The following is a 25,173-nucleotide window of genomic DNA, read 5'->3' on the forward strand; positions in this document are numbered from 1 at the left end:
CTTAGATCCCCGCATGAACTTCGGATTTGATCCGTTCAAGCTCATGAGTAGCCACCTGTGGTTCTTCCTGAAAGCCCGAATAGCTTGGAATAAGCTGCTTTAATAATTTCTTAATCTGATAACTGCTTGGCACAAATTCGTACCGTTTGCACAAATTCTCCAGCACACCAAGGACCAAATTCAATTCGGATCTGGAAACACTTTGAGGCCGACTGATCATGATGCGATAGTTATTAGTGACCATCAATCCCTCCTCTTCTGTCAGGAGTTCCTCAAATAATTTCTCTCCAGGACGAATGCCCGTGACCACGATAGGGATATCTTTATCGGGTTCTAAGCCCGACAGACGTATTAAATCTCTTGCTAGATCGTATATCCGAACCGGTTTACCCATATCAAGCACGAACACCTCGCCACCTTGTGCCAGTACGCTCGCCTGAATAACCAATTGCACTGCTTCAGGGATCGTCATGAAATACCGCACCATATCCATATGGGTAACCGTAACCGGGCCACCACTCTCAATCTGTCTTTTGAATAACGGAATAACACTCCCCCGACTACCGAGAACATTACCGAAACGGACAGCAGCAAAAACCGTTTTGCTGGATGAATTCTGATCATTAATAATCATTTCTGCCGCTCGCTTCGTAGCTCCCATAACACTTGTTGGATTAACCGCTTTGTCCGAAGAAATGAGAATGAACCGCTTAACACCATATTTGGCACTCGCTTCCGCTACATTCCTTGTTCCGATCACGTTGTTCTTAACCGCCTCCACCGGATTCATCTCCATAAGGGGCACATGTTTATGCGCAGCGGCGTGATACACAATCGTAGGTCGGAAATTCTGAAAAACACTATCGATCCGCGACACATCCTGAATATCAGCTATGATAGGTTGAATCTTCTGATCGGGATATAACTGGCGTAGCTCTTGTTCAATCAGGTAAATGCTGTTCTCACCATGACCAAGCAGCAACATTTCCTTCGGACGATACGCAGCTAGCTGACGGCACAGTTCTGAGCCAATAGAGCCTCCTGCACCTGTGATGAGAATACACTCACTCCCTAAATTCTCACGAATCTCTTCAGTATTAATCTCAACAGGAGTTCTACCCAGCAAGTCATTTACGGACACTTCACGGATTCGATTGACTGCCATTTTCCCGTCCAAAATTTCTGTCATACTAGGCATTAGCTTAATCTGTGCTTTTGTTGATTTGCAGATCTCGATAATCTCCATTAAGTCGTTATGTGGCGCTGTCGGGAGGGCAATAATAATGAACGCAATGTCCAGCTGTTTCACGGCCTCGGGAATGAAATTTCGGTTACCCACAATTGGCAGTCCCATTACTTCCAGCTTTTGTTTGGATGCATCATCATCAATGAAAGCGACCGGATGCATAAATTTGAACCTTGAATGCTTGATATCTTTCGTAACGAGGATTCCTGCTTTACCAGCCCCAACGATTAGAAGATTACCTTCGAAGGCATCCTTCACACCCGTTGTCTCAAATCCATCATTTAGAAGACGTTTAACCATTCGTAACCCAACTATTCCCAGAAACACATAACCCGCTGCAAAATAAATAGAAATCGGAAGTCGATAGGAAGGAATTACTGCATGGGTGGATACGTTGACAGCAATCACTCCCACGAGGGTTAATACACTCACTTTTAGAAGCTGCAGTAACTCTCTCATTCCGGTGTATCGCCAGATATTGTTATACACTTTGAATCCAAATGAGAAGGCCGCATACACCGCAATGTGAATCAATATTGCCCACGGAAGCATCCACACGTACATCTCAGGGATTTGAAAATCAAACCGAAGTAAAAACACAAGCCACACTGAAGCCGCAATAATCCCTGCATCCAACATGACCAAACGGACGATCCGCATTCTCATCACTTCTTTCTCCCTAATTAACTAAAAATTCATTTACTCGCCTTTTAAGTGAGAGTGAATATTCAATCCCCCGATAGGCTGGCATGCATTTCAGACGGAACCCGCTTTCTTTCCTCCTTGTTTAGCGCTTCTATATAGATCGAGTCCATTTCACGGAGCACCGCAGGCAACCCGTAACGAATGATCCTCTCCTTGTTTGCTTCTCCCATTGCCGTAGTTAATGCTGGATCATCACGTAATTGAGTAAAAGCCTTAGCGGTAGCGGTAATATCACCAACAGGAACCAACATGCCTGTTGACTCATGTTCGATCAAATCATGAATCCCCCGAATATGCGTACCTATAACGGGTTTCCCTATTGCCATCGCCTCCATAATCGCCCGAGGTAGCCCCTCGCGATAAGACACAAGTGCAGCAACATCACATGCTCTGAGTAGATCCGGAATATCTCTACGGTACCCAAGCATATGCACCCGATCGCTGACACCCAGCCGATTAGCAAGTTCCAATAGAGTCTGCTCGAACGGTCCTGTACCCGCAAAAGCCAGATGGATGTTGCCTGCTTGAGACCCCAACTGACCCAGCGCTTCGATCAACTGCTTCTGGTTCTTGTTGGCGTTCAATTCAGCAACGCATAGGATGACGAAGGGAGGTTCATCATGCTCACTCTTCGGCAGATCAAACAGTTGGCGTCGCCTATCTGCCTTCTCCGACGCAGTTTCAGGATGACTCTGTTCACTGCCGTAAACCTGGAGATCAAGTCCTACACCACTCACATAAGTCACCTTTTTCCGTATAGAAAATTTCTGGGCACGTTCATAATCTTCTCTATTTATGGTGATTAGCACATCTGTCCAGCGGGACATTAACCTTTCGAGCGGATAATAAAGCATCCAGTTCAGAAGAGGAGCTCCCTTGAAAAAATGAAAACCATGCGCTGTATACAATGTGCAAGGTACACCTGCTTTATGGGCCGCAATCCGTCCGAGAATCGAAGCGACTGGCGTATGTACATGGATGAACTGGAACCCCTCCTCCTTGAAGCTTTCCGTTAATATCCCTAGCGCCGCCCAGTTCTGCATCTGTAATGGGCTACGCTGAATGGGCACATCATGGCACACGATCCCCTTCTCTTCTAACCGTAATCTCGCTTCCCCGGGCTGCGCGTAAGCATGCACTTCACAACCTTTTTGCTGCAATAACGCCATGTAAGGTAGATGGAAACTCTCAAAATGCCCAAAAATGGAGGCTACAAAAGCAACTCTTACCGGCCCACAGTCTTCAGCAGGTATGCTCCCGAACACCTTATTATTGCGCTTGTTGCGCTTGTTCTGTTTGTTGTCGTAGGTTACGACCCGTTGACTTTTCAGTGCCCTTGGTTCGATATCGCTGCACTCCTTTCCATCCCGTATTCGTTAATCGGATGCAAGCTGCGTTCATAGCCATCATGAACCACCAATACCGCTGGAATAAGGCTTCAATACCCATCGAAAGTCCAATCATCGCTGCGTGAGACAGCAGTAATGCCATAATGATCGGTCTGTTCACCCTATCTGCCGCGCGATAAGAGCGGATCCCAACGATGAAGAACCAGATCATGAATCCGCCGTACACAATCAAGCCCAACAAACCAAATTCTGTCATAAACCAGATCGGAGTATTATGGATAATAATCCGCAGTTCATAGTTATAGCTACCGAGTCCAATCCCTAATAATGGACTTTGAGCGATCCACTCTACAGCCTTCCCAATGATGTCAAGCCGCGATTGAATCTGCGAGGGTCTGCTGGCCATATTCCCAAGCACATCCAGATAAGCTGTACCTTTATACAACAGCAATACTCCAAACGCGACGCTAAACCCCATGCCGATCTTGAGAAGTCGAGAAGGATTAGTCAGCAGTAATGTAAGCAGGACAAGGAACAATCCTATCCATGACGAACGCGAAAAAGTCATTATTATGCCCCCGGCTAAGGTGATCGTCGCTAGCGTACTCACCCATCCCCTAAGCAGCTTCACCCCGTCTCCACTCGTCATGATATGAATGGCAAAAGCCGTAACTAGTAATCCGCCGTATGCATTCGGATCAATTAGCATCCCGGAGAGGCGACCGTCTTGCACCATAAACGGAACCTTCACTCCACTAAAAAAATCGAACAAAGCGACGCCATTGAAGATCAGCACACTGATCAAAAAAGCTCGTAGCATTTTATATAACTGATCCCAGCTTTCTACAGCCTGAACAAGCATGATGTAAGTCAGCAGTAGGAGTATAAACCCAAAATCTTTTTGCAATAGAGCGTATTGCGTAATGAATCCATTGCGCCAAATGGATACAAATGAAGCAAGGACGAAAATAAACAACATCCCCCAATGCCATGAACTGAACTGCCTCGGGTCCAATTTGAGGTGTAAACCTGCTGCAAACAAACCAAGCATTAAGAAAAGGTCAGAGGGTGCGATTCGAAACGCGCCACCGAAATCAATTTGAGCCGGAAGGCAGATGATGTAACCCATAACCGCAAACAGAAATAAATTACGCATGGTGTAGGGTTTCCCTACAACGAGTACAGATGTCATACAAGCCCCTACTTTCCTATGAGAAATTGCCTCTATGCGGCCAATTCCCGTTGTACCTGTTTCCTTGCCTGACGGATTACCAAGAAAAGTACGATCACACTACCTATCATCTGAACGAATAAGGCCAAGCTAGCCCCCACCGCAGCACCTATCACCCCGAAAATAGGCACGAATATTAGACAAGAAAGCCCATTAGTGATCACGGAACACAGAAACAAGGGAATCTGCGCTTTGTACTTCCCGGTAGCCGTTATGGCATACCACAGGTAAGACGTTACAAATACCAATAGGGTAGAAACGAGCAACCAATGAAATAAACCTATCTCAGCAGCCACATCTGGACTGAATAGAAGAGTTAGTAGCTGATGACCAAAGATCCACCCGATCAAACAAGCGATCGCACTAATTCCTATACCCATGGCAATCATTCGACTGAGTAAAGAGATGAACTCCTTATGTCGTCCGCTAGCGTGCCAACGGGCAAGACGTGGTGTTATCGCTTCACCGAGTGCAGTCACAACAACATTGCAGGCAACGATCATGTATGAGAGCGTAGCGTATATGCCTAAGTCATGTTCTCCTTTAAAATATGAAATCGCGTATAGTGGGATATTTGTATTTAGTGACATCAACGCCAGCACCACGCCAAGGGGTGAGCTTACGAGCAGCAAGCCCCATAATCGTCTTTTGTTAAAAAGTGGCCTGAGCGACGTATGCACTCTCGCTTTGCGAGCATCATATCCAATGGTTATTGCTAACCATCCGATAATCATGACTAATAACGCTAGAATGAGACTCTGAGTAGGGATAAATACGAGGGCGAAGACAAGTATGGAGAACAATCCTTTAGCAGCTCTCGAAAAAGAGATTTGATCTAGCCTTTCCTGCTTCTGAACGATACCCAATAAAATATCGCTGACCGACTCAACAATTCTATACAATCCTATGAAAAATATGACTAAAGCTGTATTCCAATCAGCACCACTAAGGATGCAACAACCTGCTGTAACCGTGAATGCAACTGCGGTTGTCACGAGACGAAGGCCAAAAAAATCTCCAAAAAGATATTTTCCAGATGTATCAACGATCAAGACCGAACGCAGATGCAGATGCGACAGCATGAAGATGGGAGCAGTCACCGCAAGCCCTAACGAATATTGCCCAACGATTTCGGATGAGCCAAATTTATTAAGCAAAATTACAATCACGAATTGAGCGCCTGCGTATGTGATATTTCCGAATAAATAACGAAGAGAAGCAAGTGTCATAATGCGTTAGACCAACCCAGAAGTTGAGGCCCAATCGGCAAAATCTTCACCGCGAATCTTGTAACGTTTGCTACTTTTTCGATAATTCAAAACCGCTCCCAAAATATGTGCTCCTTGCTGCTCAAGGATCTGTTTTGCAGAGTTGGTATGCTTTAAGAGCACTTTCCCGGATTTTACGACTAACAGTACCCCTTCGGTCATCTTTGCCAAGATAAGAGCATCCGAAAAAGGCATTAACACCGAAGAAGAATCGATGACAATCGTATCAAATCTCTCACTAAGCTCTGCAAATAACCTTTTCATTCCTGTTGATCCTAGTAAGTCAGCTGGATTTGGGGAGATCGGACCCGATGTCATTACAGAAAGTCCTTCTGATCCCTCAATAGGGAAAATACAATCATCCACACGGGTTTGATCCACTAGGATACTACTTAATCCGATCCAATTGGGTAGATCGAATGCCTTATGCACCGTTGGTGTACGCAAATCCCCATCGATCAGCAGCACAGTTCTTCCCGTTTCTGCCATCGCTATGGCCAAGTTCATCGCCACTGTTGATTTACCTTCATTTGGAAGTGAGCTTGTAACTAATAAAGATCGAATTTCTCCACCAACTCGGGTATAACGAATATTAGATCGTATCGTTCTGAATTGGTCACCATTAGATGATTTCGGTTGTTCCAGGCAATACAATCTTGGCGTTTTCTTCTTCATGTCTGCTGGCTCCTTCTACTGAATTGGATTTCGTCTTCTCCCGCCGTTTCCGCGGCTTCAATTTTCCCACCGTTCCCAGAAGAGGAAGCTGCAAATCCAACTGAATATTCTTGGCGCTTTTCACAGGTTTCTCCGCCAATTCCCGTAGTATGGAAAATGCGATCCCAGCAATCAATGCAAGTCCAAAAGCAACGACCATATTGAATACTGGCTTGGGTGAGATCGCCTCGAAAGGAACCTTGGCTCGGTCAAGAAGCACAACATTCTCTACCCCCATAATCGCTTGAATGTTCTCATTAAAGGCCTCACCAAAGCCATTCGCAATATTCGTTGCCCGCTGAGCATTAGAATCCGATACAATTACCGTCGTCACGAGTGACTCGCTACTTGTTCTTGTCTTCACTTTTTCTAATAGTTTTTCAGGGGTCATGTTTAATTGCAGTCTTCTAACGACCTCTTCAGCGATTCTACTGCTTCGGATAATTTCTCCGTAAGTGGTTACTAGTTTTTGCCCAGCCATAATGTCATTGATTGCTTTCTGTTGCCTATCCCCTTGAATAAGAATAGAAGCCGTCGCCTCGTATTTCGGTTTCAAGACATAGTAGCTAACGAAGCTAGCAATTCCGACCGCAACAATACATAATACAATGATGAACAGCAGCCTACGTTTCACTAGTTTCAAAATGCTGCCTAGTTCGAATTCCATCGTTCATTTCTCCTAACCGTTAATGTATTTTCCTCTTCTTCAACAAGTGTTTTATTGTATAGTTATATTCTCGTTAGCCCAATATATGTCCAAAAAAAGTTGGGAATTTATAAGCCTTCTTTTAAAAAAATCCACCCGACTCTCTATTAAATCCCAACAGAAATAGGCCGTTTACTAGTAAGATTCTACTGGTAGACAGCCTTATATATTCACTTCGTTACTACTACCTAATAATACGTCGTGCTAGTTGGCGCGTTTATGTAGCACTTTTTTGATAACATTTCTATAATCCAATTATATGGTTTATCTTCGTATTGAATCTTAATGAAATCTTAACGGATAAATGAGATTTATTATGCATTCAAATCCGCCATTGCTGGAATATGAATTTCTTTGACACAGGAAGCGCTAGAGAGGTTAACGATACATTTCACAATGGAGACAATGTCCTGAACAGGAATTCTTGTGCCGCTATATTCTGCAATCGCTTTTTCCGCGCCATCCTCATAAGGAATTTCTGCTGCCAGCTCACCCGGATTTACACAAGTTACTGCAATGCCATCCTTACGAACATGCTCACGTAATGCATGTGTAATGCCACGCAGACCGAACTTGGAAGCTACAAATGATACCTGGGCGTTATTGGTATGATCCAGTCCTGCTGTGGAGCCAATTAGAATAATTTTTCCTGCTTCCGATTGACGAAGATTAGGTAATACAGCCTGTATGCAGGTAATTGTTGAAGTTATATTCACATTTATAATGTTGGCAATGTCACTCGTCTCATCCTTGTCAAAAGTATAGTGATCCTCAAAACCTTCTTTCTCCCAAATACCCACGTTATAAACTAGAACATCAATCTTCTCCGTTTGAATTCCCTTTGATAAGAGTTGTGCGGCATCTGGCTGCGATAGATCTACTGCAATCCATACCCGCTGTATGCCATCATTAAGATCCAGACTGCCCGGTCTGCTTCTGGAGACGATCCACACTCGATCACCATACTCAGGTAAACCTTTCACAAATGCATCTCCCAAACCTTTACTTGCCCCCAAAATTAGATAGTTTCTCATACTGTCGTCCTTTCTATATGCATCATTCTATTTTTATATCATATTACCATCGAAGGACATGAAGAAGTAGGGTTAGAAATCGGAGTTAGTCAATTAACTTTTGAAAAAAGCCGCTATCATGGAGTAATCCATAGATAGCGGCTCTTTATTTTACATCATCGAAGCAAAATATTGACCTATTAATGTCGCGTACGGAGCATACGTCCTACAAAATAAAGCATTTGTTTACGTGTGAAAAAACGTGACATTTGAGCTGAAATATAGTTTGTAAATCCTGGGACAGCAAATACTTTTCTAGCTTGAAGCGACCGAAGAGCGACTTGAACCACATTTTCTGGAGTATCTCGCTTCCCTACAGAAGCTTCATCAGCTCCCACAACATTAAAAAATTCTGTTTCCGTAGACCCCGGACATAACGCAAGAAATTGTACGCCCCGTTTTCTATTTTCCTCCCATAGCGCTTGTGTAAATGATAATACAAAAGCTTTTGTCGCTCCATATACAGCCATATTGGGAAGAGGTTGAAATGCTGCTGTTGAAGCAACGTTTATAATCACACCACTTTTTCTTTTTAACATACCTGGCAAAAATAAATGGGTCAGATCTACAACCGCCAAAACATTTAGCATCACCTCTTCATGTTGTCTCGAACCAGATAGTTGTTCAAAAAGCCCATACGTAGCAAAACCTGCATTATTAATCAGAATATCAACGTTCAAACCACGTTCCACACATTGTTGATAGAGCCTATCAGGGGAACCTTCTTGAGATAAATCAGCAACTAGAACCTCCGCTTGAATACGATGTTTTTTTTGTAATTTTTCCGCTAAAGCAATCAATTTATCTTCGGAACGGGCGACTAAAATTAAGTGACTTCCTTTAGCTGCAAGTTCATGAGCAAACGCTTCACCTATCCCCGAAGAAGCCCCTGTAATCAATGTCCATTTATTTTGAATTGTAATCATTGCTATCATCTCTCCCTTTAATGACCATCTTGAAACAGTGTTTCAATATGAATCATTGTATCTGAGTGAGGTTACGTTGTCAAATAAAATTCTACATTTAAATATTGGCTATTTCTCCTCTACATCAGTAAAATAAGGGTTAGAATTGATGGTTATTTAAAAAAGCTAAAGTAAAGTTCTAAGGAAGTGAAACTACATGCAAAAATCGTCCAAAATATCTTCTATAGATGCTCAATCCGTTACAACCTACCCAAAAGCAAAACTACAGCATGCAGAAATATTAAGACTGAATATTATCGAAGCCGCTGCGGCCATTATGCATGAATCTGGACCTGAAGGTGTAACCATTCGCAAGGTTGCTGAAAAAATGGAATGTCCCACAAAAATCATTTATAACTTGTTTGGAAACAAGGAAGGTTTAGCGAAGGAGCTTTTTCTGCAAGGGTGTAAATTGTTGGCCGCTGCCTTTCAAGCGGTTCCAAAACAAGACAATCTAAATTTATATCTTCGCGATCTTGGACAAGCTTATTGGGATTTCTCACGTAATCACACCAGCTATTATATGGTTATGTTTGGAGGGGCTTTTAGCGAGTTCAAACCGGAGGAAGAAAGTTTACATGCTATCTTCACGGCACTTCAACAAGTAATAGCCCTTATTACAGAAGCCATCGAACAAGGGTTTATTGAGGAGAAAGATCCCCTCCTTGTTGTGAATCTGGTGTGGGCATCGTTGCATGGCGTCATTCATCTGCATTTGGGGGGACATATTCAAAATGAGGAAGCTGCTAAAACATTGTATGATAGATCAGTATCCAATTTAATCCATACGTTCTTTAGAAGCGATAATTAAAAAAGAAGCTTTTTTGCGGCTAATACAAAAAAACGGCATTTCTGCCGTTTTTTCATTTCATATTATGTCCGGCGCATATAAGCACGAACTGTAATTGGTGCAAAAATCGCAACGATGACAGCTGCTCCGATCAGAGAGATTACGAAATCCCAGCCTACGGTTCCATTGTTAGTAAGCTCCCGCACTGCGGTCACCAAATGTGAGATCGGATTGACTTTAACAAACCATTGAAGCCAGCTAGGCATTGTATCAACGGGTACGAATGCGTTAGACAGAAACGTAAGCGGGAACAGCACAATCATCGAGATCCCTTGTACACTTGAGGCTGTTCTTGCTATGACACCAAAGAAAGCAAAGATCCAGCTAATCGACCAAGCACAGACAATAACAAGAAGTGCCGCTATAGCAACATGCCCCAGCCCTCCCTCGGGCCGTAATCCCATAATATAACCCATGGTGAAAGTGAGCACAGTCGCTATCGTATACCGAATCGTATCTGCTAATAGAGCACCTGCTAACGGAGCTATCCTTGCAATTGGCAGTGATTTAAATCGGTCAAACACACCTTTATCCATATCCTCACGTAATTGAACTCCAGTAACGATCGAAGTAGTAATTACGGTCTGAACGAGAATACCAGGAATGATAACAGGCAAATAGCTAGCAATGTCACCAGAGATGGCTCCACCAAAAATATAGGTAAACATCAGAGTAAAAATAATAGGCTGAAGCGTAACATCGAATAATTGCTCAGGTGTTCGCCGTATTTTTAGTATACCTCTATACGCCATTGTGAATGAATTTCGTATACTCTGTCTGAGACTCGTATGGTTTTTCAATTGTCTTGTAGTTCCTGAGTTTATTGCAGAAGTTCTTGTACTCATACTCTTACTGCCTCCTTCTTGTTTGACTGCCCAGACGCATTTGAAGCGTTATCTGTTACACCCTGACCCGTGATTGTTAAGAATACTTCATCAAGTGTTGGTTTCTGCACACTAACCTCTGCAAGTGGAATGCCTGCTTCGCGAAGAGCTATAAGTAGGTCAGTCACTAAATCCGCGTTCGCCATCGGTGCAGAAATCTGCCCTTCCTCCAACGAAGACACATTGGATTGGACATGCAGAACATGTTCTACAAGCTGACGAGCTTGTTTAAAATCCTTTAGCTCTCGGACCTTCAATAGTAAGGATGTGGTACCCACGGATGATTTCAGCTCATCCACAGTCCCCTCTGCAACGACTTGCCCACGGTCAATAACTGCCACCCGGTCTGCAAGTTGATCTGCTTCTTCAAGGTACTGTGTCGTTAAAAGAACTGTTGATCCTGTATTCACCAATCGGCGAATCGTATCCCACATCTGTGAGCGTGTACGCGGGTCAAGCCCTGTAGTTGGCTCATCCAAGAAAATCAACGGTGGCTGAGCAATTAGGCTTGCTGCCAGATCCAGACGGCGACGCATACCACCAGAGAAATTTCTTAGTGGACGCTTAGCCGCCTCTGTCAAACCAAACTCTTCAAGCAGTTCAGCAGCTTTTTGTCGTGCCTCCGCGCGGCCTAGTCCTAACAAACGCGAGAAGATGATCAAATTTTCCGTAGCACTAAGTGACTCATCTACCGAGGCGTATTGTCCTGTCACACCAATTAATTGCCGCACTATCTGCGATTCCTTCACTACATCATGTCCGAAGATTCGCGCTGAACCTGCATCAGGGCGAAGTAAGGTCGCCAGCATCCGAATGACGGTAGTCTTTCCTGCCCCATTCGGACCAAGTACGCCATAGATCGTACCTGCTTTCACGTTCAAATTCACGCCATCCACCGCGCGATTGTCACCAAAGGTTTTGACCAGTCCACGCGCCTCGACGGCCCAATCTCCAGGGTTGGGCTCAATTATTTTTTTGCGTTCATTAACCATTACAATTCCTCCAACGTTTTAGTTTGTATTGTGATGCTAACTCCCTTTTATAAACTGAATTTAAACGAAGGTTTAAACTGAGTTTATAAATGAGATATGCTTTCCGTTGAAAGATATCCTGTAAATGCAGAAATAACGGTGTAGCTCAATGCTACGCCGTTATTTCTTTCAAAAATGCTTCTGCCTAGTCCTTATGTTCATCTGAAATGCTAACGGACTCCATGGAGCTTTATCGGACTGCAAGTACACAATATTGCCCCTGATAATGATGATTAACGTCTCTCTAGTCCGCAACTCGCCCCAAATGCCTCAAAATGAGCAAATAGCAGTTCATATGTATATAAGAATCCATTATATCTGCTTCATTTAAATATTTTTGTACAATGCATCAAAAAAACCAAGAAGCGCGATTTCACGCCTCCCGGTTTTTCACTCATCATTATGATCTGCTTCAACATATTCTTTAAGCGCAGACAGTTTATTAGCCCAGTATTGTTCAAAAAAGGTAAGCCAATCTTGAAGCTCTAGCAAAGGCTCTGGCTGAAGCTTGTACCTAGTCTCCCGACCGACTTTCTGACTGCTAACAAGCTGTGCATCGGACAATACTTGTAAATGCTTATTAACAGCGGTTCGGCTGATCGGGTAGCAGTCCGAGATGGATGCTATGGACATTTCCTTATTAGCAAGCAGCTTTAGCAGACTGCGGCGGGTAGGATCTGCTATCGCTTGAAATACATCATGTCCAGATTCAGCGACAGGCATGTTAAGCCTCGATATAAGCAGGAAGTTTTTCTTGGACGATTTTCTCCCAGCCGCCGTTCATAAAGCCACGAACGATTGGATGCGGTTGACCAAATTCAGTTACCTTTTCAGGGTCCCATCCAGAGTGAATCACGGTGAACTCCGTCTTCCCATCAATTTCTTTCAATTCAAAGGCAAGATGCCAATCCTTCCCCCAATTAAAACCAACAAGGTTCGGCTCATCAATCTCGGTAACTTTACATGGGGAATCCCCGAATTGTCCAGCATGTAGAATGAACTCATGACCTACCACTGGCTCGAATGTACTTGGCATCCACCAGGCAGCTATTCCTTCAGCAGTGGAAACAGCTTTCCATACTTTTTCAATGGGCGCATTGAGTGTAATTGTTTGACGAATATCTTGTAGTGGTCCTTGAGTTTGCATAAATTTCCTCCAAAATTCATTTTAATGTAACACCTTCTGGTTTCATTTTTATTATAACACCATTTGGTGTTATGTCAATTTGCAGAAACCTTAAGGGAATAGTGGAGGAAAGCCTTAACTAGATCCAAGTATCATTGGCTGCGGTTAATTCGGATTCAGTACCGCCAGTGTTTACTACGCTTCTAGGCTCCACCAACATGATATGGCATTCCTTTTCGGCAGAAGGCTTCATCTCGACTCCCTTTGGGAGAATAAACATCTCACCCTTGGAGATTGTAACCTGACCATCACGGAAATCAATGATCATCTCCCCTTCGAGCGTGAAAAATACCTTATCGGTATCTTGATGAACATGCCATTCAAAATCCCCAGTGATCTTAATAAGTTTAAATTGATAGTCATTCATTTCACCAATGACTTTCGGAGACCAAAGGTCGTTAAATTTAGATAACTTATCTTTCAGATTAATAGCTTGATAATGGATAGTAATCACTCCTTATTTTCCTCAACTTATTAGAGCTTAAGCAAGGCGGATAATATATTTTGTAAAGCGTAATCAATAGCTAATGGTCCACCAGTAATAGCGGAATTATCCATTAAATAGACATTGCCTTTCTTTACGGCATTCATAGCATTCCACACATTACTTTGTTTTAAGTTATTCATTAATTCCTCCTTTTTTGTAATGTCACCTATAAGGAAAATATGGTCTGCTTGAACAGTTGATATTCCTTCAAACGAAGTAAACTCATTATTATTACCTGTATATGTATCATCCGGTGTAAGCCCCAGTCCCTTTTCTTTATCAAAAGCAAGTTTATAGACCGGATTCCCTTCACCTAGAACATTAAAAGTTTTTCCATCCCAAGACAATATAAGCGATACTGTCTCTCTTTCCATCGACTTTAATGTTTCACGCCCAGTTGTAATATCTTTCATCATTTTATCAATTACTTTTTCCGCTTCGTCTTCTTTGCCAATAATCTTGGCTACTGTACGGAGTCCATATTGCCAATCTTCATAGATGTCCTTGTATTTTAATGTAATGACTGGTGCAATTTTATCTAGTGAATCATACACTGCTTCATGATGCTCTGTTGCTAAAATATAATCAGGATTAATAGATAGTATTTTCTCAATGCTTGGAGACACTTTATCTCCTAGTTCTTCAGCTGAATCCAGCTTTCCTTTTAAATAAGATAAAGAAGATAGATACTCTTTTTCTGTAGATGCAACAGGTGGCTCACCTAATGCAACTAATATTTCAGGATAAAAATACCATAGCGAGGCAATTTTTTTCGGTTTTTTCTCGATAACAATTTCTTTACCTAAGGCATCCTTAAATGTTCTTGGCCAATCAGTTGCATCTACATTAACTGCTGTTGAAGATACGCCTTCTTTAGTTGATTCTTTATTTTCAGTAGGTGTTTCAGTACAACCCACTAGTATACCTGCTAATAATAGTGTTGCGACTAGCAGTCCTCTAATCTTTTTCATACGAAATTCCTCCAACATAATGGTTTCTTTGCTTAACCATTATTATAGTAAAGTACTTTTTAGATAAGAATGGATGCAGGTTGAATTTACCATGGATTATTGATGAACTTCTCTCGATATTCGGTAGGTGAAATGCCACATTGTTTTTTGAACACTCTACTAAAATAAAAGGGGTCAGCCATTCCAACGGTTTGCGCAATTTGTTGTACAGGCGCATCACTTGTAAATAGCATTTCTTGCGCTATATTTATACGATATTTTAATAAATATTCTGCTGGTCCCATACCGGCATGTGTTCTAAATACGTAAGAAAGTCGATTTCGATTAACGTTATTTTGTTCTGCAAGCGAAGCTATTGTAAGACTTTGATAATAGTTTAGATGAATATAATTAGATACCCGCTCGAATAAAGTATGTGATTCACAGCTATCTTCCCTATTAATAACACATAATAAGGCCTCATTCAGCACTTCGCGAAACAGCATTTCAGTCTGAAACATCGAAATGCCTCCACGCTGATTATACACATGCCAAAGACGCATAATTAATTCAATAAGACGAGGGGATTGACCTGTTAATAATTCAAAATGCTGATGAGAAAAGCTTGACTCTTTTAGTTCTGAGTTACATATCCGATATTGAACAAGAATATATTCCCAATTGGTTCTACCTAACATTTTTTGATCTAATTTCATTTTTGCACCCCCATGCACAACTTTTCCAGGCGAAAAGATATAAGGCGTGCCATTAAATTTAAATTTAATTTTTCCTGTAAGTGGAAACACAAATCCAGGAAAAGATTCTGTATAGTCAGCGTAAGGCACACCTGGATTTTCAGCATATCGATATACTCCTTCTACTTGAAAAGGAGTGTGTGCAAAATGCTCTGCTAACTGATTAACGTCTATCTTCACAATGCATACCTCATTTCAATAGTAGTCTCTTCTATGGATAAGCACCAACAAAACTCAATCATAGTGCACCCGCTCAGAGGCATTGGCGTCGGTAAGTTGAGCATAAGGATTCACGCCTGTTTACACATTAATAATAATGATTATCATTGTCAATCAATATAGACAATAAAAATGTCGCAACTGGTTAATGCTCAAGCCATCAGGTATCCATAAAAAAAACGCTTGGAATCCCAAGCGTGTCAGTTTGTAAGCCAATTTAAAAGTCAATCCAATGCTCTACCTCAAAAGGTTTGGATCGCAATTTGAATAACATACTTATCCGGATCCCCTACCGCTAAATAACTAAGCAATTCATACTCATAAGCGTTTCCGGTTATGTGTAAATCATTTTCAGCAATATAAGACTTTAGCTTCTCATAGGATGCAGGTAAGGTTTCATAAGATCCCTTGTGATTCATGATCAAATATTTTCCCTTTGGCTTGATATAAAGTAATTCACCGTTATGCTTTTCATTGATTTTATTACAATAATAATCCGGGTCATAGTCGCCTTCTTCCAAACTGCTTTTACAAATAATCGAACCTATCGGAAAGTCATATTCAAGATGATGTTCATCGCAATAATCGAAGATTCGATATACTTTTCGAACATGATCCTTCTCACCCTTTTCCTTCGAGAGTCTAACCGCAATAAAATACTCTTCATCACATTCCTCGACCCAGGGTTCTCCACAATTAACGTGGAGCGCACGATTCGTATTATCTATAGCCCCTTGTAAAAGCCTCTGCATGCGTTCTAACTTCTTTTGTTCTTCAACCAACTGCAGCTGTTTTTGCTTAAGCATGGATAAAAAATGCAATGTGTTTTGATCTTGTATATATTCTTTGATCTCATTCAACGGCGTTCCTGTCCCTTTTAGTACGGCAATAATATCGAAGGTATAAAACTGCTTATAGGAATAATAACGATATCCGTTTTCCTTCACGAACTCCGGTTTTAATATACCAATGTCATCATAATGGAATAACGTATGCTTCGTTACCCCACATACTTTTGCGAACTCGCTCGTCGTAAAGTATTGATCATAATCAATAGACATTCACATCACTCCTCTTGACTATCGGGTTACCCTATACCTCAAAGTACAATAACGGAACACCATTACCTTGTCAAGGTAACGTTATTAGCTACTATCATCTTAGGAGGATTACCCATGTTTTCATCAAATCTATCTAAATTTCAACGCTGGATCGTGCTGGCGATTGTGTCCAGCGCACTCTTTATGATCGTCATCGACATGACCGTACTTTATTCGGTTCTACCACGACTTACGCATGATCTTGCTGCTTCTGCATCGGAAAAACTATGGATCGTAAATATTTATCCACTTGTAATGGCAGGATTATTACTCGGTCTTGGCACACTAGGTGATCGTCTTGGGCATAAAAAACTCTTCGTTATGGGACTTACTATCTTTGGGTTGGCTTCATTAATCGCTGCCTACGCGCCAACACCTCTCGTCCTTATTGCTGCGCGTACCCTACTAGCTATTGGTGCAGCCATGATGATGCCCGCAACACTCTCCATTATTCGAACTACCTTTTCGGATGAGCGTGAGCGTTCACTAGCCGTAGGTATTTGGGCATCTGTCTCCTCTGTGGGAGCAGGAATGGGTCCACTCGTTGGTGGTTTTTTACTGGAACATTTCTGGTGGGGATCGGTGTTCCTCATCAATATTCCTATAGTTATTCTTGCACTGATCTTGGCCATCTTACTAATCCCAAACCTTAAAGGGAATAAGAATAAGAAATGGGATTTCATTGGTTCTGTTCAAATTATGATTGGTCTGGTTACCCTTGTTTATGCAGTTAAGGAGATCAGCAGACGTGAAGGTTCAATTGCCATCGCTGTGTTATCTGCCGTGATTGGTGTCGTAGCTATGATCATATTTATGCGCCATCAACGTAAGAGCCAGAATCCATTAATAGATTTTGCACTATTTAGAGACTCCCACTTTACTACTGGAGTGGCTACGGCTCTATTGTCTTGTTTTGCACTTATTGGAATGGAATTGATCGTGACTCAACGGCTCCAGCTTGTTCTTGGATATACACCGTTGAAAGCGGGCTTGTACGTTGTATTCACTTCGATAGCCTCCTTCATCTCAGGGATACTCATCGGACTTGTGTTGCATCGAGTGGACAAAGTAAAAGTACAGTGGGTCTGTCTGTTAGTGTCAGGTATAGGAATGGGCACCCTTCTACTCTTCCATGACGGAAATATATTGTTACAATTCGCAGCCTTAATGATTCTGGGTGCAGGTCTTGGGGGAGCCATGACTGCCGCCTCAAATTCAATCATGCTAAATGTCCCCGTCGAAAAAGCTGGCATGGCCGCATCTATAGAGGAAGTATCGTTCGAACTCGGCAGCGCCCTAAGTATTACACTTCTGGGCAGTCTTTCGTCATTCATCTATACAGCATCATTAGTTCTCCCTGATGAACTAACAGTCCCGCCGATCGTTCGCGACAGCCTTGACGAGGCTCTTCTAGCCGCAGAAAATATGTCTACTGCTGCTGGATCCGCGCTCGTTGAAGCCGCACAATCAGCTTTTGATAAGTCGTTTATTGTTGTCCTTGCCACTGCCACAATCCTTCTTTTAGCTTCTGCGTTTATTATCCGTGCTGTGTCAAAACGTAAATCCTCAATCCTAGAACACTAATATTAGAAAAGATGAAGCTACTGCTTCACCAAACAAGGGTGTCTCAACAGCTATGCAATAGCTGCTGGGACACTCTCGTTTATACCAAGTCTATATTATGTTCCTTTTCGTTTCCTTGATGAATACTTCCTTACCCACACTGCCAATTCTAACCTGTGCGTATACACAAGAATCAAAAAACTTCCAAACCATACCCATAAGATAGGAGTAGACCAATTACTAATGTACAAAAAAACGGAAAGAAGCAGCATTCCGCTAACTACTTGCACACCATCCGATACAGGTGAATTCCCTCTGCTTTTGAACCAACTGCTGAGCATTTTCAGCACTGCTAAAATGACTGCTAGCGCTAAAGAAGCTTTGAATCCTGTCAATGCACTCCATACCCCAAAGGTTACGGCAATTGCCTTCCCACCTTTTCCTTTAAGAATGGGAGAGAAGGCATGACCCGCAATGGGAGCTACGGCTAACGGAATAATGAAATACCCCTGACTATAATGACTTCCCATTACCCATAGAAGTGGTAAATACCCTTTTAAAAAATCCAAGATAATCCCCAATATGCCGAATTTATAGCCTGACGACTTCCATAGATTCAAAGCCCCCGGATTACCGTCGCCAATGTCTTTCAGGTTCTTTTTACGCGCTAGACCAAGCCAATAGGAAAACATAAGAGATCCCGACAAAAATAAACCCGCGACCCACAATATGATCATTAGTCCCTATGGCCTCCCACCTGGATATGCCTTCCTTTCCAGCTTACATGCCTCAGAAAAACAACCTGATAAATCGAATACAGCATGATCAAGATAAAGAAAACAGTTGCCACCACGTGAAATACAGGAATAACGATGCCAAATACACCTACATATTTTATAAAATAAAAGAGCTGGAACATATAAAGGAGATAACCGATCAATAAAGGCATAAACCATGAAGTATTCGCAAAAATAAACACGGTTTCTGAGATGATGAGTCCGATCACCCAAAGCGCGATTGGAATAATTGTCCGCGGACTTATCGTTGAAGTGCTTAAGACAGCCCCTTTACTGAACCCTTCAATTTCACTTTTGATTCCCTTCGGATACATGCGAAACGATACTAAGCCATACCCGATATAATTGGTGATCGGAACACCTGCCGCAATAAATTTTTCTCCTAAAGACAAATCATCCAGCACTTCAGATCTAATGCTTTGATGGCCATTAACTTTTTCATAATCCTGCCTTAATGCTAGAATACACGAGCCGTACAGCCCTTTTTTGGCGTTATTCCTTTCAAAAACTGAGGTGAACGTGAAGATCCCCAGCATATTCATGATTAGGGCGAGCTTCTCAAACAGCTTTTCTGTATGATGAAAAGGAACTACCGAAATGACGCCTTTCGATAGCTCCCTTGCTTTTAATAATGAAGCCAAGGCGTTAGGCTTTAATCGAATATCCGCATCCAAAAAAGCAAAAATATCGCCCGAGGCCTGTAAATATCCATTCCATACTGCCCAGCTCTTACCCGTCCACCCCTCAGGGAGACTGCTGTTCGCAATAACCTTAACTCCATAGCTCTCAGCAATTTCTTTGGTCCGATCCTCCGAGAAGTCATCTACAACAATAATTTCATAGGGTGTAAGGGTCTGAGACTGAAGTGAATCGAGCAAAAAGCGCAAATTATATTCTTCATTCCTTGCGGGAATGATGATGGACAATTTCTCCGGTCCTTGAATAGGCTCGTGATAAGTGGTCAAAGTATTCTTTCTGAACAAAATAAAACCGGAAAGACATCCAACGCCTATAACCATTAACAACCACATTACGGTTCCCCCCCTTCTACATCTATATATATGAAGGGTTAGTCCGTAATATATTCAATTCAAATTTAACCTACATTTACTTTAGCTGAGTATTTATTAAGCTTTTCTGTACATAAAAGCATGACGATAGCGAAAAAAACGATCATCGCAGGAAAAATACCCAACGTAAAATTCGAGGCCAGTAAACCGATAAATGGCGGTACCAGCGTGGTACCGGTATAAGCTGTTGCCATCTGAAAGCCCATAATTGACTGAGCATGCTTCTTCCCGAATCGTACAGGGGTTTCATGTAGCATACATGGGAAAATAGGGGCTAAACCCAGACCGATAATCATAAATCCTACCAGTGAAACTATCGTTGGAAGTGGTAATACTAACAGCACTGTACCGATTAAAGCAATGAGCTGGCCATATCGAATTAGCTGCTTATTACTCATTCTAAACGTAATGAAGCCCGTCACCATTCTGCCGAAGGTAATCCCTAGATAAAAAACCGATACCCATGTCGCTGCAGTGGATGCAGGGATGTCTTTGATATTTACTAGAAAGCTACTCCCCCATAACCCCATACTCGTTTCGATGGCAGAATAAAATAAGAAGGTTAACATCGCAAGCTTAACCCCTCTTAGTTTCCAAGGTTTTGTGTTCTCAGCAGCTTGCTCTAGCTCCGGATGATTGAGCTCATGTTCGCTACCAGCGTTCAAGTTGCTATTGTTTCCAGCCACTCTATCCCATAAAGGCAGCGTAACGAAGAGAATAACAACTAAGCTCAATTGAATATAAGCAACCGTAAGATAACCTTCTCGCCAAAGACCTTCACCAGAGATAAAAGAACCCATAATAATCGGACCCAGCGTCGCGCCCACTCCCCAGAAACAATGTAACCAACTCATATGATGGGCTTTATAGTGCGTAGCAACATAACTGTTTAATCCGGCATCTACAGATCCCGCACCTAAACCGAGTGGAATCGCAGCAACAATTAGCCATACTAACGAAGGTGACCATGCAAAACCAAATAAAGCTGCAGCCGTCATAATACAGCTTACAAGGGTCACTTTCCCCGTACCAAAACGTTTAAGGATTGTACCACTCAACAAACTGGAGACAATTGTGCCTACTGCAATAACCATCGAAAGGATTCCAGCAGTACCTAATGAGGCATTTAGATCTATTCTCATTACCGGCCATGCGGATCCAAGCAATGAATCTGGCAGTCCTAAACTAATAAATGCTAAATAAATAATAATAAGAAAAAAAGTAGCCATCGTTATCTCCTTAATGGTTCTAATCTATTTGTTGTGAAACTAATAAACCTAATCCAAGACTTTGTAATCCATTTAGATAATCACGCTTCAAGTCACTTACCGCTAATTCCGGAAGATGTTCCTTAGGAACGTATGTAGCAGTTCGCTCAGCGATTTGATTAAGCATAGCTGGAGCTAATTCATCCTCACAAAAAATAATATAATGCGGATTCAAAATAGAGGTCATAGTAGCCACTAACCGACTAATCGCATCTACTTTATGATCCGGCTGCAGGCTTGATCCACCCTGATCTCCAGTTAATGCTTCTATGAAATTTCTATTGTCATACTGGGGCATATATTGAACTTCCCCTGAAAAAAACGTCTTTCCCCGAACAATTTCACCATTAACGGCTATCCCAGCTCCCGGTCCGTTTTTCCCTAAATACAGATACATCAAAGAAATATTCTCCTTCAAATTTCTTTGCGCCATATAACCGATTACAGCGGCATTCATATCATTTTCCACGATTGTCGGGATAGAGAGCTGATCTTCTATACATCTTTTCAAATCTAGATTCTGATATTTCGCATAACCTGGGATCAGAAAAATCTTCCCGTGTTTCACCGCGCCTGGAACACCAATCGCCACAGATTGAATCTTGGGATTGGCCTTTTTTTCACCTTCGATAAGCGAGACCAGTGTACTAACGTCTTCCTCAAGAATACTAGGTAAATTCCCTTCTTTTACAACATCGCCAATGCAATTATAGATTGTATAGTTTGTTTCATTTTTTTCCAAAAAAATAGCCATCCCTAATCGGTAATTCGGATTATAGGCGTATCTTATTGCCCTTCTTCCGCCACTAGACTCATCAAGGCCGATGATCGTTACTTCCCCAGTCTCTTCCATCTGCATTAGAAATTTACTGATCGTTGGAAAACTGTATTGTAATCTTTGACTTAACTCCGCCTTCGTAGCCCTTCCTAATTCTAATAATGCTGTTCGAATATTCCGAATAATTTCGGATTTGAGTTGCTGTGAAGGAAGTCTTTTATCACTTGACATGGCTCTCCCACCTATAGTCATACTGACTTATTAAATGCATTTAATAAGTCAGTATGACTATAGCAGGAATACTTCCTAACGACAACATAATTTTTGGATGCGGCCCCTTCTGAAGCTCCAACATGAATAAGGGGGCATGAAGCCCCCCTAATTATCAACAAATTCAAAGCCTTTGCAGGATTCGTTCCCATCTTCCAGGATGGCTTTCATCCAAGTACACAGGCTGAAATCCTAATTTCAAATAAATACGGATGGCGGGCAGTCTGAAATCATCGGTTTCTAAACATGCCGCCATTCCCCCTGAATCTCTTATTTTGTGCAAGACAGCTAGACTCACAGCATAGCCGAGACCTTTACCAGAATATTCTGGAAGCACTCCAACCATATGCAAGTACCAGTTCTTATTGTCCTCACTACCCGACTCCCAGGCCGTAGCAGTAGCTACAGGTTGATCCCCGCGGCAAATGAACAACAAGCGATCCGAATACAAGGGTACATGATCACTGATTTTATGAGCAAATTTAACTTCCCTTGTAAAAGAATGGCGTATAAGCTCTTCCCAGTTCCGTTCATCATCCGGCTCGAAATGACGAATTAGATACCCGGTAGGACAGTGAAAAACAGGCAAGTCGGACAGCATTTCTTTTTTCATCACAAGTTTGGAAAGGGCCTGATCCACCATCAATTCCTCACTCTCGTTCTAAAATCAGGAAAGGCTATTGCTTTTCCACCATTCTCTACAGATTCCATTGACAATGTAAACACAGAGCTCCAAGTAACGGCATCATATATGTCCACCGAAGGGGTTCGATCCTCCTGAATGGCAGAAATAAATTCTTCAAGCACCATAAAATCGCCTCCGCCATGTTTCGTCCCAGCGGCATATTCGCCCCATTTCATCCATGTCGGGTGATCATAGAGTGGTTGATAACTGCTTAAAGGCTCCCACATTTCCTCTCCATCCGCTATATTTTTGGGCGAGAGATTCTTGAACCAGATCAAATCCTCTTCGTACTGATGGCGGCCCGTAATATACGCTCCCTCAGTTCCTTGCAGTAAATAATGAGTTTTATTATGCGGTCTAACGGAGGACCAGTCTATACGCAGTTCAATCAGTACACCCTTTTCCGTTTGAATGACCGCAACCGCGCTATCCCCTTGCCGCCAGAATCCCTCCCGTGCTGCTGGATGATCTTTTCCATAATGCTCTCCGAAATAATATTGTAAGGATCTAGATTTGGAAACAAAAGACGAGACGCTTTTTAAGCGATCACCCTCAGGCTTATTGAGGTTAATCCATTGCGCAACTGGACCAATAGAATGTGTCGGATAATTGATCCCGTTATACTGCTGATGTAATTGCCCCCGCCAAGTCAGAGAACCATCCGGATGATGAGTCAAATGACGTAAATCATGGATATATCCGCCTTCCAGATAAGTAATTTCACCGAACATGCCTTGATCCGCCATATGTTTAATCGTCAGATTGGAGCGTGAGAAGCAGTAATTTTCAGACATCATATATTTAAGTCCAGTTTGTTCAACAGTTTCGATAAGCTCCCAAGCTTCCTCTAAAGATTGGATCGAAATCACTTCGCTTAGGACATGCTTACCCGCTTTTAAAGCATCAATAGATTGTCTGGCATGCAAATGCATGGGGCTTAAGATAAACACCGCATCTATCGCCGAATCTTTTAACATTTCATGATAATCCCGATACGTTCGGATTTCCGGGAATTTCTCTTTCCATTGGTTAAGCACCCACTCATTCAAGTCACAAGTGGCGGTCAGATGTATCCGATCCGATAGAGAGTACAGTGCATTCATAAAACTGGCTCCGCGATTTCCACCTACGATCGCTAATCTTACTGGCTGACGATTCATTGCTGGTCCACCTGCTTTCTATCCATTTGAAGTCGATTGATGATTAGCTCCTGATCTCTTGTCTCCCCTTCAGCCTGCGGATATTTTTCATAATCAAAAATGCTGAAGGTAAATAATGAAGACCATTTACTCAATTGCTCGCTTGCCAGATTCACCATCTCTAACCTGATTTCATCTTCAAGCACTGTAAGGATTCGAGCAGCAGGAATATCCAGGATGGAGGCTGTTTGAATAAAATTCCAGTTTTCTTTTCTAACGATAGAATGCACATGATTATGCCCGTTGAAATAGAAACCCACACCTTGCCATTGCTTCAATATCGGCCAAATGTCCAAGCTGGGATCCAGTGACATCATTGGCTCAGTTGATCTAGCCGTCGTATTATACAAGGGATGATGACCGAAGACGAATAAAGGCTTTTCCGATTTCCGCTTCATTTGTGCTTCGAGCCAAGTCAGCTGTTCATCATCAAGTGTTCCGCTCCAATCGTCACGATTTTCCCGTGCGGTATCCAGCAAAATAATGATTGCATTCGTCTCTTCAATAACACTGTATCGCTGCTGCCGGGTGACGGAAAGGATTTCTTCCTTAGGATAAGTGTACGTATCATGATTACCAAGAACATGTAGAAAACGTCTAGAATGCTTGCTGTCCTTAATCTTACCCATGATATAATTAAATTCGCTAAATTCTCCTGCATGCACCATATCTCCCACGGAAATATGATAATCGGCTGGGATGGACAAAAATAGATTCATAAATTGCTCATAAAAAGCATCTCGTGCCTCTTTAATCAAAACCTTGTTGTTTAACAATTCGTCCGGGTAGTGTAAGTCCCCAATAATCGCCAGCCTCATAAATGC

Annotated in this window: 25 protein-coding genes; 2 read left to right on the forward strand and 23 right to left on the reverse strand. The window is 42.3% G+C overall.

Features of this window, described 5'->3' with window-relative positions; translation table 11 throughout:
* Position 1: 1 nt before the first annotated feature.
* The 8 genes from MKY52_RS30005 to MKY52_RS30040 all read right to left on the reverse strand — a co-directional run bounded on the left by MKY52_RS30005 (position 2) and on the right by MKY52_RS30040 (position 9,218).
* The gene (locus tag MKY52_RS30005) at positions 2–1,912 is read right to left on the reverse strand and encodes a polysaccharide biosynthesis protein (protein ID WP_341055537.1); all 1,911 of its coding nucleotides are present in this window, start codon (positions 1,910–1,912) and stop codon (positions 2–4) included.
* 62 nt (positions 1,913–1,974) lie between these two features.
* The gene (locus tag MKY52_RS30010; protein ID WP_341055539.1) at positions 1,975–3,216 is read right to left on the reverse strand and encodes a glycosyltransferase family 4 protein; all 1,242 of its coding nucleotides are present in this window, start codon (positions 3,214–3,216) and stop codon (positions 1,975–1,977) included.
* A 4-nt stretch (positions 3,217–3,220) separates the two neighbouring features.
* Positions 3,221–4,492: an O-antigen ligase family protein gene (locus tag MKY52_RS30015; RefSeq protein ID WP_341055542.1), complete on the reverse strand. Its 1,272-nt coding sequence runs from the start codon at positions 4,490–4,492 to the stop codon at positions 3,221–3,223.
* A gap of 32 nt (positions 4,493–4,524) precedes the next feature.
* Positions 4,525–5,760, reverse strand: coding sequence for an oligosaccharide flippase family protein (locus tag MKY52_RS30020; protein ID WP_339241840.1), 1,236 nt, complete (start codon positions 5,758–5,760; stop codon positions 4,525–4,527).
* A 6-nt stretch (positions 5,761–5,766) separates the two neighbouring features.
* The gene (locus tag MKY52_RS30025; protein WP_042189094.1) at positions 5,767–6,474 is read right to left on the reverse strand and encodes a CpsD/CapB family tyrosine-protein kinase; all 708 of its coding nucleotides are present in this window, start codon (positions 6,472–6,474) and stop codon (positions 5,767–5,769) included.
* Entirely contained in the window at positions 6,422–7,180 is a 759-nt protein-coding gene (locus MKY52_RS30030) for a YveK family protein (RefSeq protein ID WP_042189097.1), read from the reverse strand. The genes MKY52_RS30025 and MKY52_RS30030 overlap by 53 nt, the downstream gene beginning before the upstream one ends.
* A gap of 353 nt (positions 7,181–7,533) precedes the next feature.
* A complete protein-coding gene (locus MKY52_RS30035; protein WP_341055544.1) occupies positions 7,534–8,253 on the reverse strand; it encodes an SDR family NAD(P)-dependent oxidoreductase in 720 nt (239 codons plus the stop codon).
* A gap of 179 nt (positions 8,254–8,432) precedes the next feature.
* A complete protein-coding gene (locus MKY52_RS30040; protein WP_341055547.1) occupies positions 8,433–9,218 on the reverse strand; it encodes an SDR family NAD(P)-dependent oxidoreductase in 786 nt (261 codons plus the stop codon).
* A gap of 196 nt (positions 9,219–9,414) precedes the next feature.
* Between MKY52_RS30040 and MKY52_RS30045 the strand changes: the two genes are divergently transcribed.
* Positions 9,415–10,068, forward strand: coding sequence for a TetR/AcrR family transcriptional regulator (locus tag MKY52_RS30045; RefSeq protein WP_076286725.1), 654 nt, complete (start codon positions 9,415–9,417; stop codon positions 10,066–10,068).
* Between the two features lie 62 nt (positions 10,069–10,130).
* Here the strand turns inward: MKY52_RS30045 and MKY52_RS30050 are convergent, their stop codons facing one another.
* The 8 genes from MKY52_RS30050 to MKY52_RS30085 all read right to left on the reverse strand — a co-directional run bounded on the left by MKY52_RS30050 (position 10,131) and on the right by MKY52_RS30085 (position 16,680).
* The gene (locus MKY52_RS30050; protein WP_076286724.1) at positions 10,131–10,952 is read right to left on the reverse strand and encodes an ABC transporter permease; all 822 of its coding nucleotides are present in this window, start codon (positions 10,950–10,952) and stop codon (positions 10,131–10,133) included.
* On the reverse strand, positions 10,949–11,983 hold the full coding sequence (locus MKY52_RS30055) for an ATP-binding cassette domain-containing protein (RefSeq protein ID WP_341055550.1): 1,035 nt from the start codon (positions 11,981–11,983) through the stop codon (positions 10,949–10,951). Before MKY52_RS30055 ends, MKY52_RS30050 begins: the two co-directional genes overlap by 4 nt.
* A gap of 429 nt (positions 11,984–12,412) precedes the next feature.
* Positions 12,413–12,745: an ArsR/SmtB family transcription factor gene (locus MKY52_RS30060; RefSeq protein ID WP_149647114.1), complete on the reverse strand. Its 333-nt coding sequence runs from the start codon at positions 12,743–12,745 to the stop codon at positions 12,413–12,415.
* Position 12,746: 1 nt separating this feature from the next.
* Positions 12,747–13,169: an SRPBCC family protein gene (locus MKY52_RS30065; protein ID WP_341055553.1), complete on the reverse strand. Its 423-nt coding sequence runs from the start codon at positions 13,167–13,169 to the stop codon at positions 12,747–12,749.
* Positions 13,170–13,287: 118 nt separating this feature from the next.
* Positions 13,288–13,653: a cupin domain-containing protein gene (locus MKY52_RS30070; RefSeq protein ID WP_341055686.1), complete on the reverse strand. Its 366-nt coding sequence runs from the start codon at positions 13,651–13,653 to the stop codon at positions 13,288–13,290.
* Positions 13,654–13,682: 29 nt separating this feature from the next.
* Positions 13,683–14,666, reverse strand: coding sequence for an iron-siderophore ABC transporter substrate-binding protein (locus tag MKY52_RS30075; RefSeq protein ID WP_341055554.1), 984 nt, complete (start codon positions 14,664–14,666; stop codon positions 13,683–13,685).
* An 86-nt stretch (positions 14,667–14,752) separates the two neighbouring features.
* Positions 14,753–15,580: a helix-turn-helix transcriptional regulator gene (locus tag MKY52_RS30080; protein ID WP_341055555.1), complete on the reverse strand. Its 828-nt coding sequence runs from the start codon at positions 15,578–15,580 to the stop codon at positions 14,753–14,755.
* 281 nt (positions 15,581–15,861) lie between these two features.
* On the reverse strand, positions 15,862–16,680 hold the full coding sequence (locus tag MKY52_RS30085; RefSeq protein ID WP_341055556.1) for a MerR family transcriptional regulator: 819 nt from the start codon (positions 16,678–16,680) through the stop codon (positions 15,862–15,864).
* 114 nt (positions 16,681–16,794) lie between these two features.
* On the opposite strand from MKY52_RS30085, the gene MKY52_RS30090 reads away from it, so the two are divergent.
* Positions 16,795–18,303 (forward strand): MFS transporter, encoded by a 1,509-nt coding sequence (locus tag MKY52_RS30090; protein ID WP_341055558.1) that lies wholly within the window; start codon positions 16,795–16,797, stop codon positions 18,301–18,303.
* A gap of 95 nt (positions 18,304–18,398) precedes the next feature.
* Here the strand turns inward: MKY52_RS30090 and MKY52_RS30095 are convergent, their stop codons facing one another.
* The 7 genes from MKY52_RS30095 to MKY52_RS30125 form a co-directional block, all read right to left on the reverse strand.
* Positions 18,399–19,019 (reverse strand): glycerol-3-phosphate acyltransferase, encoded by a 621-nt coding sequence (locus MKY52_RS30095; protein ID WP_341055560.1) that lies wholly within the window; start codon positions 19,017–19,019, stop codon positions 18,399–18,401.
* Complete coding sequence (locus MKY52_RS30100; RefSeq protein ID WP_341055561.1) at positions 19,019–20,110, reverse strand: glycosyltransferase; 1,092 nt, start codon at positions 20,108–20,110, stop codon at positions 19,019–19,021. The genes MKY52_RS30095 and MKY52_RS30100 overlap by 1 nt, the downstream gene beginning before the upstream one ends.
* A 65-nt stretch (positions 20,111–20,175) precedes the next feature.
* Positions 20,176–21,378, reverse strand: a complete 1,203-nt coding sequence (locus tag MKY52_RS30105; protein ID WP_341055562.1) for an MFS transporter — start codon at positions 21,376–21,378, stop codon at positions 20,176–20,178.
* 19 nt (positions 21,379–21,397) lie between these two features.
* Complete coding sequence (locus MKY52_RS30110; RefSeq protein ID WP_341055563.1) at positions 21,398–22,426, reverse strand: ROK family transcriptional regulator; 1,029 nt, start codon at positions 22,424–22,426, stop codon at positions 21,398–21,400.
* A gap of 163 nt (positions 22,427–22,589) precedes the next feature.
* Positions 22,590–23,108: a GNAT family N-acetyltransferase gene (locus MKY52_RS30115; RefSeq protein ID WP_341055687.1), complete on the reverse strand. Its 519-nt coding sequence runs from the start codon at positions 23,106–23,108 to the stop codon at positions 22,590–22,592.
* Positions 23,108–24,310 (reverse strand): Gfo/Idh/MocA family protein, encoded by a 1,203-nt coding sequence (locus MKY52_RS30120; protein WP_341055565.1) that lies wholly within the window; start codon positions 24,308–24,310, stop codon positions 23,108–23,110. The genes MKY52_RS30115 and MKY52_RS30120 overlap by 1 nt, the downstream gene beginning before the upstream one ends.
* Entirely contained in the window at positions 24,307–25,167 is an 861-nt protein-coding gene (locus MKY52_RS30125; protein WP_076118942.1) for a metallophosphoesterase family protein, read from the reverse strand. Before MKY52_RS30125 ends, MKY52_RS30120 begins: the two co-directional genes overlap by 4 nt.
* Positions 25,168–25,173 lie beyond the last annotated feature (6 nt).

The organism is Paenibacillus sp. FSL P4-0184 (genome assembly GCF_038004625.1).
Classification (GTDB): Bacteria; Bacillota; Bacilli; order Paenibacillales; family Paenibacillaceae; genus Paenibacillus_AQ.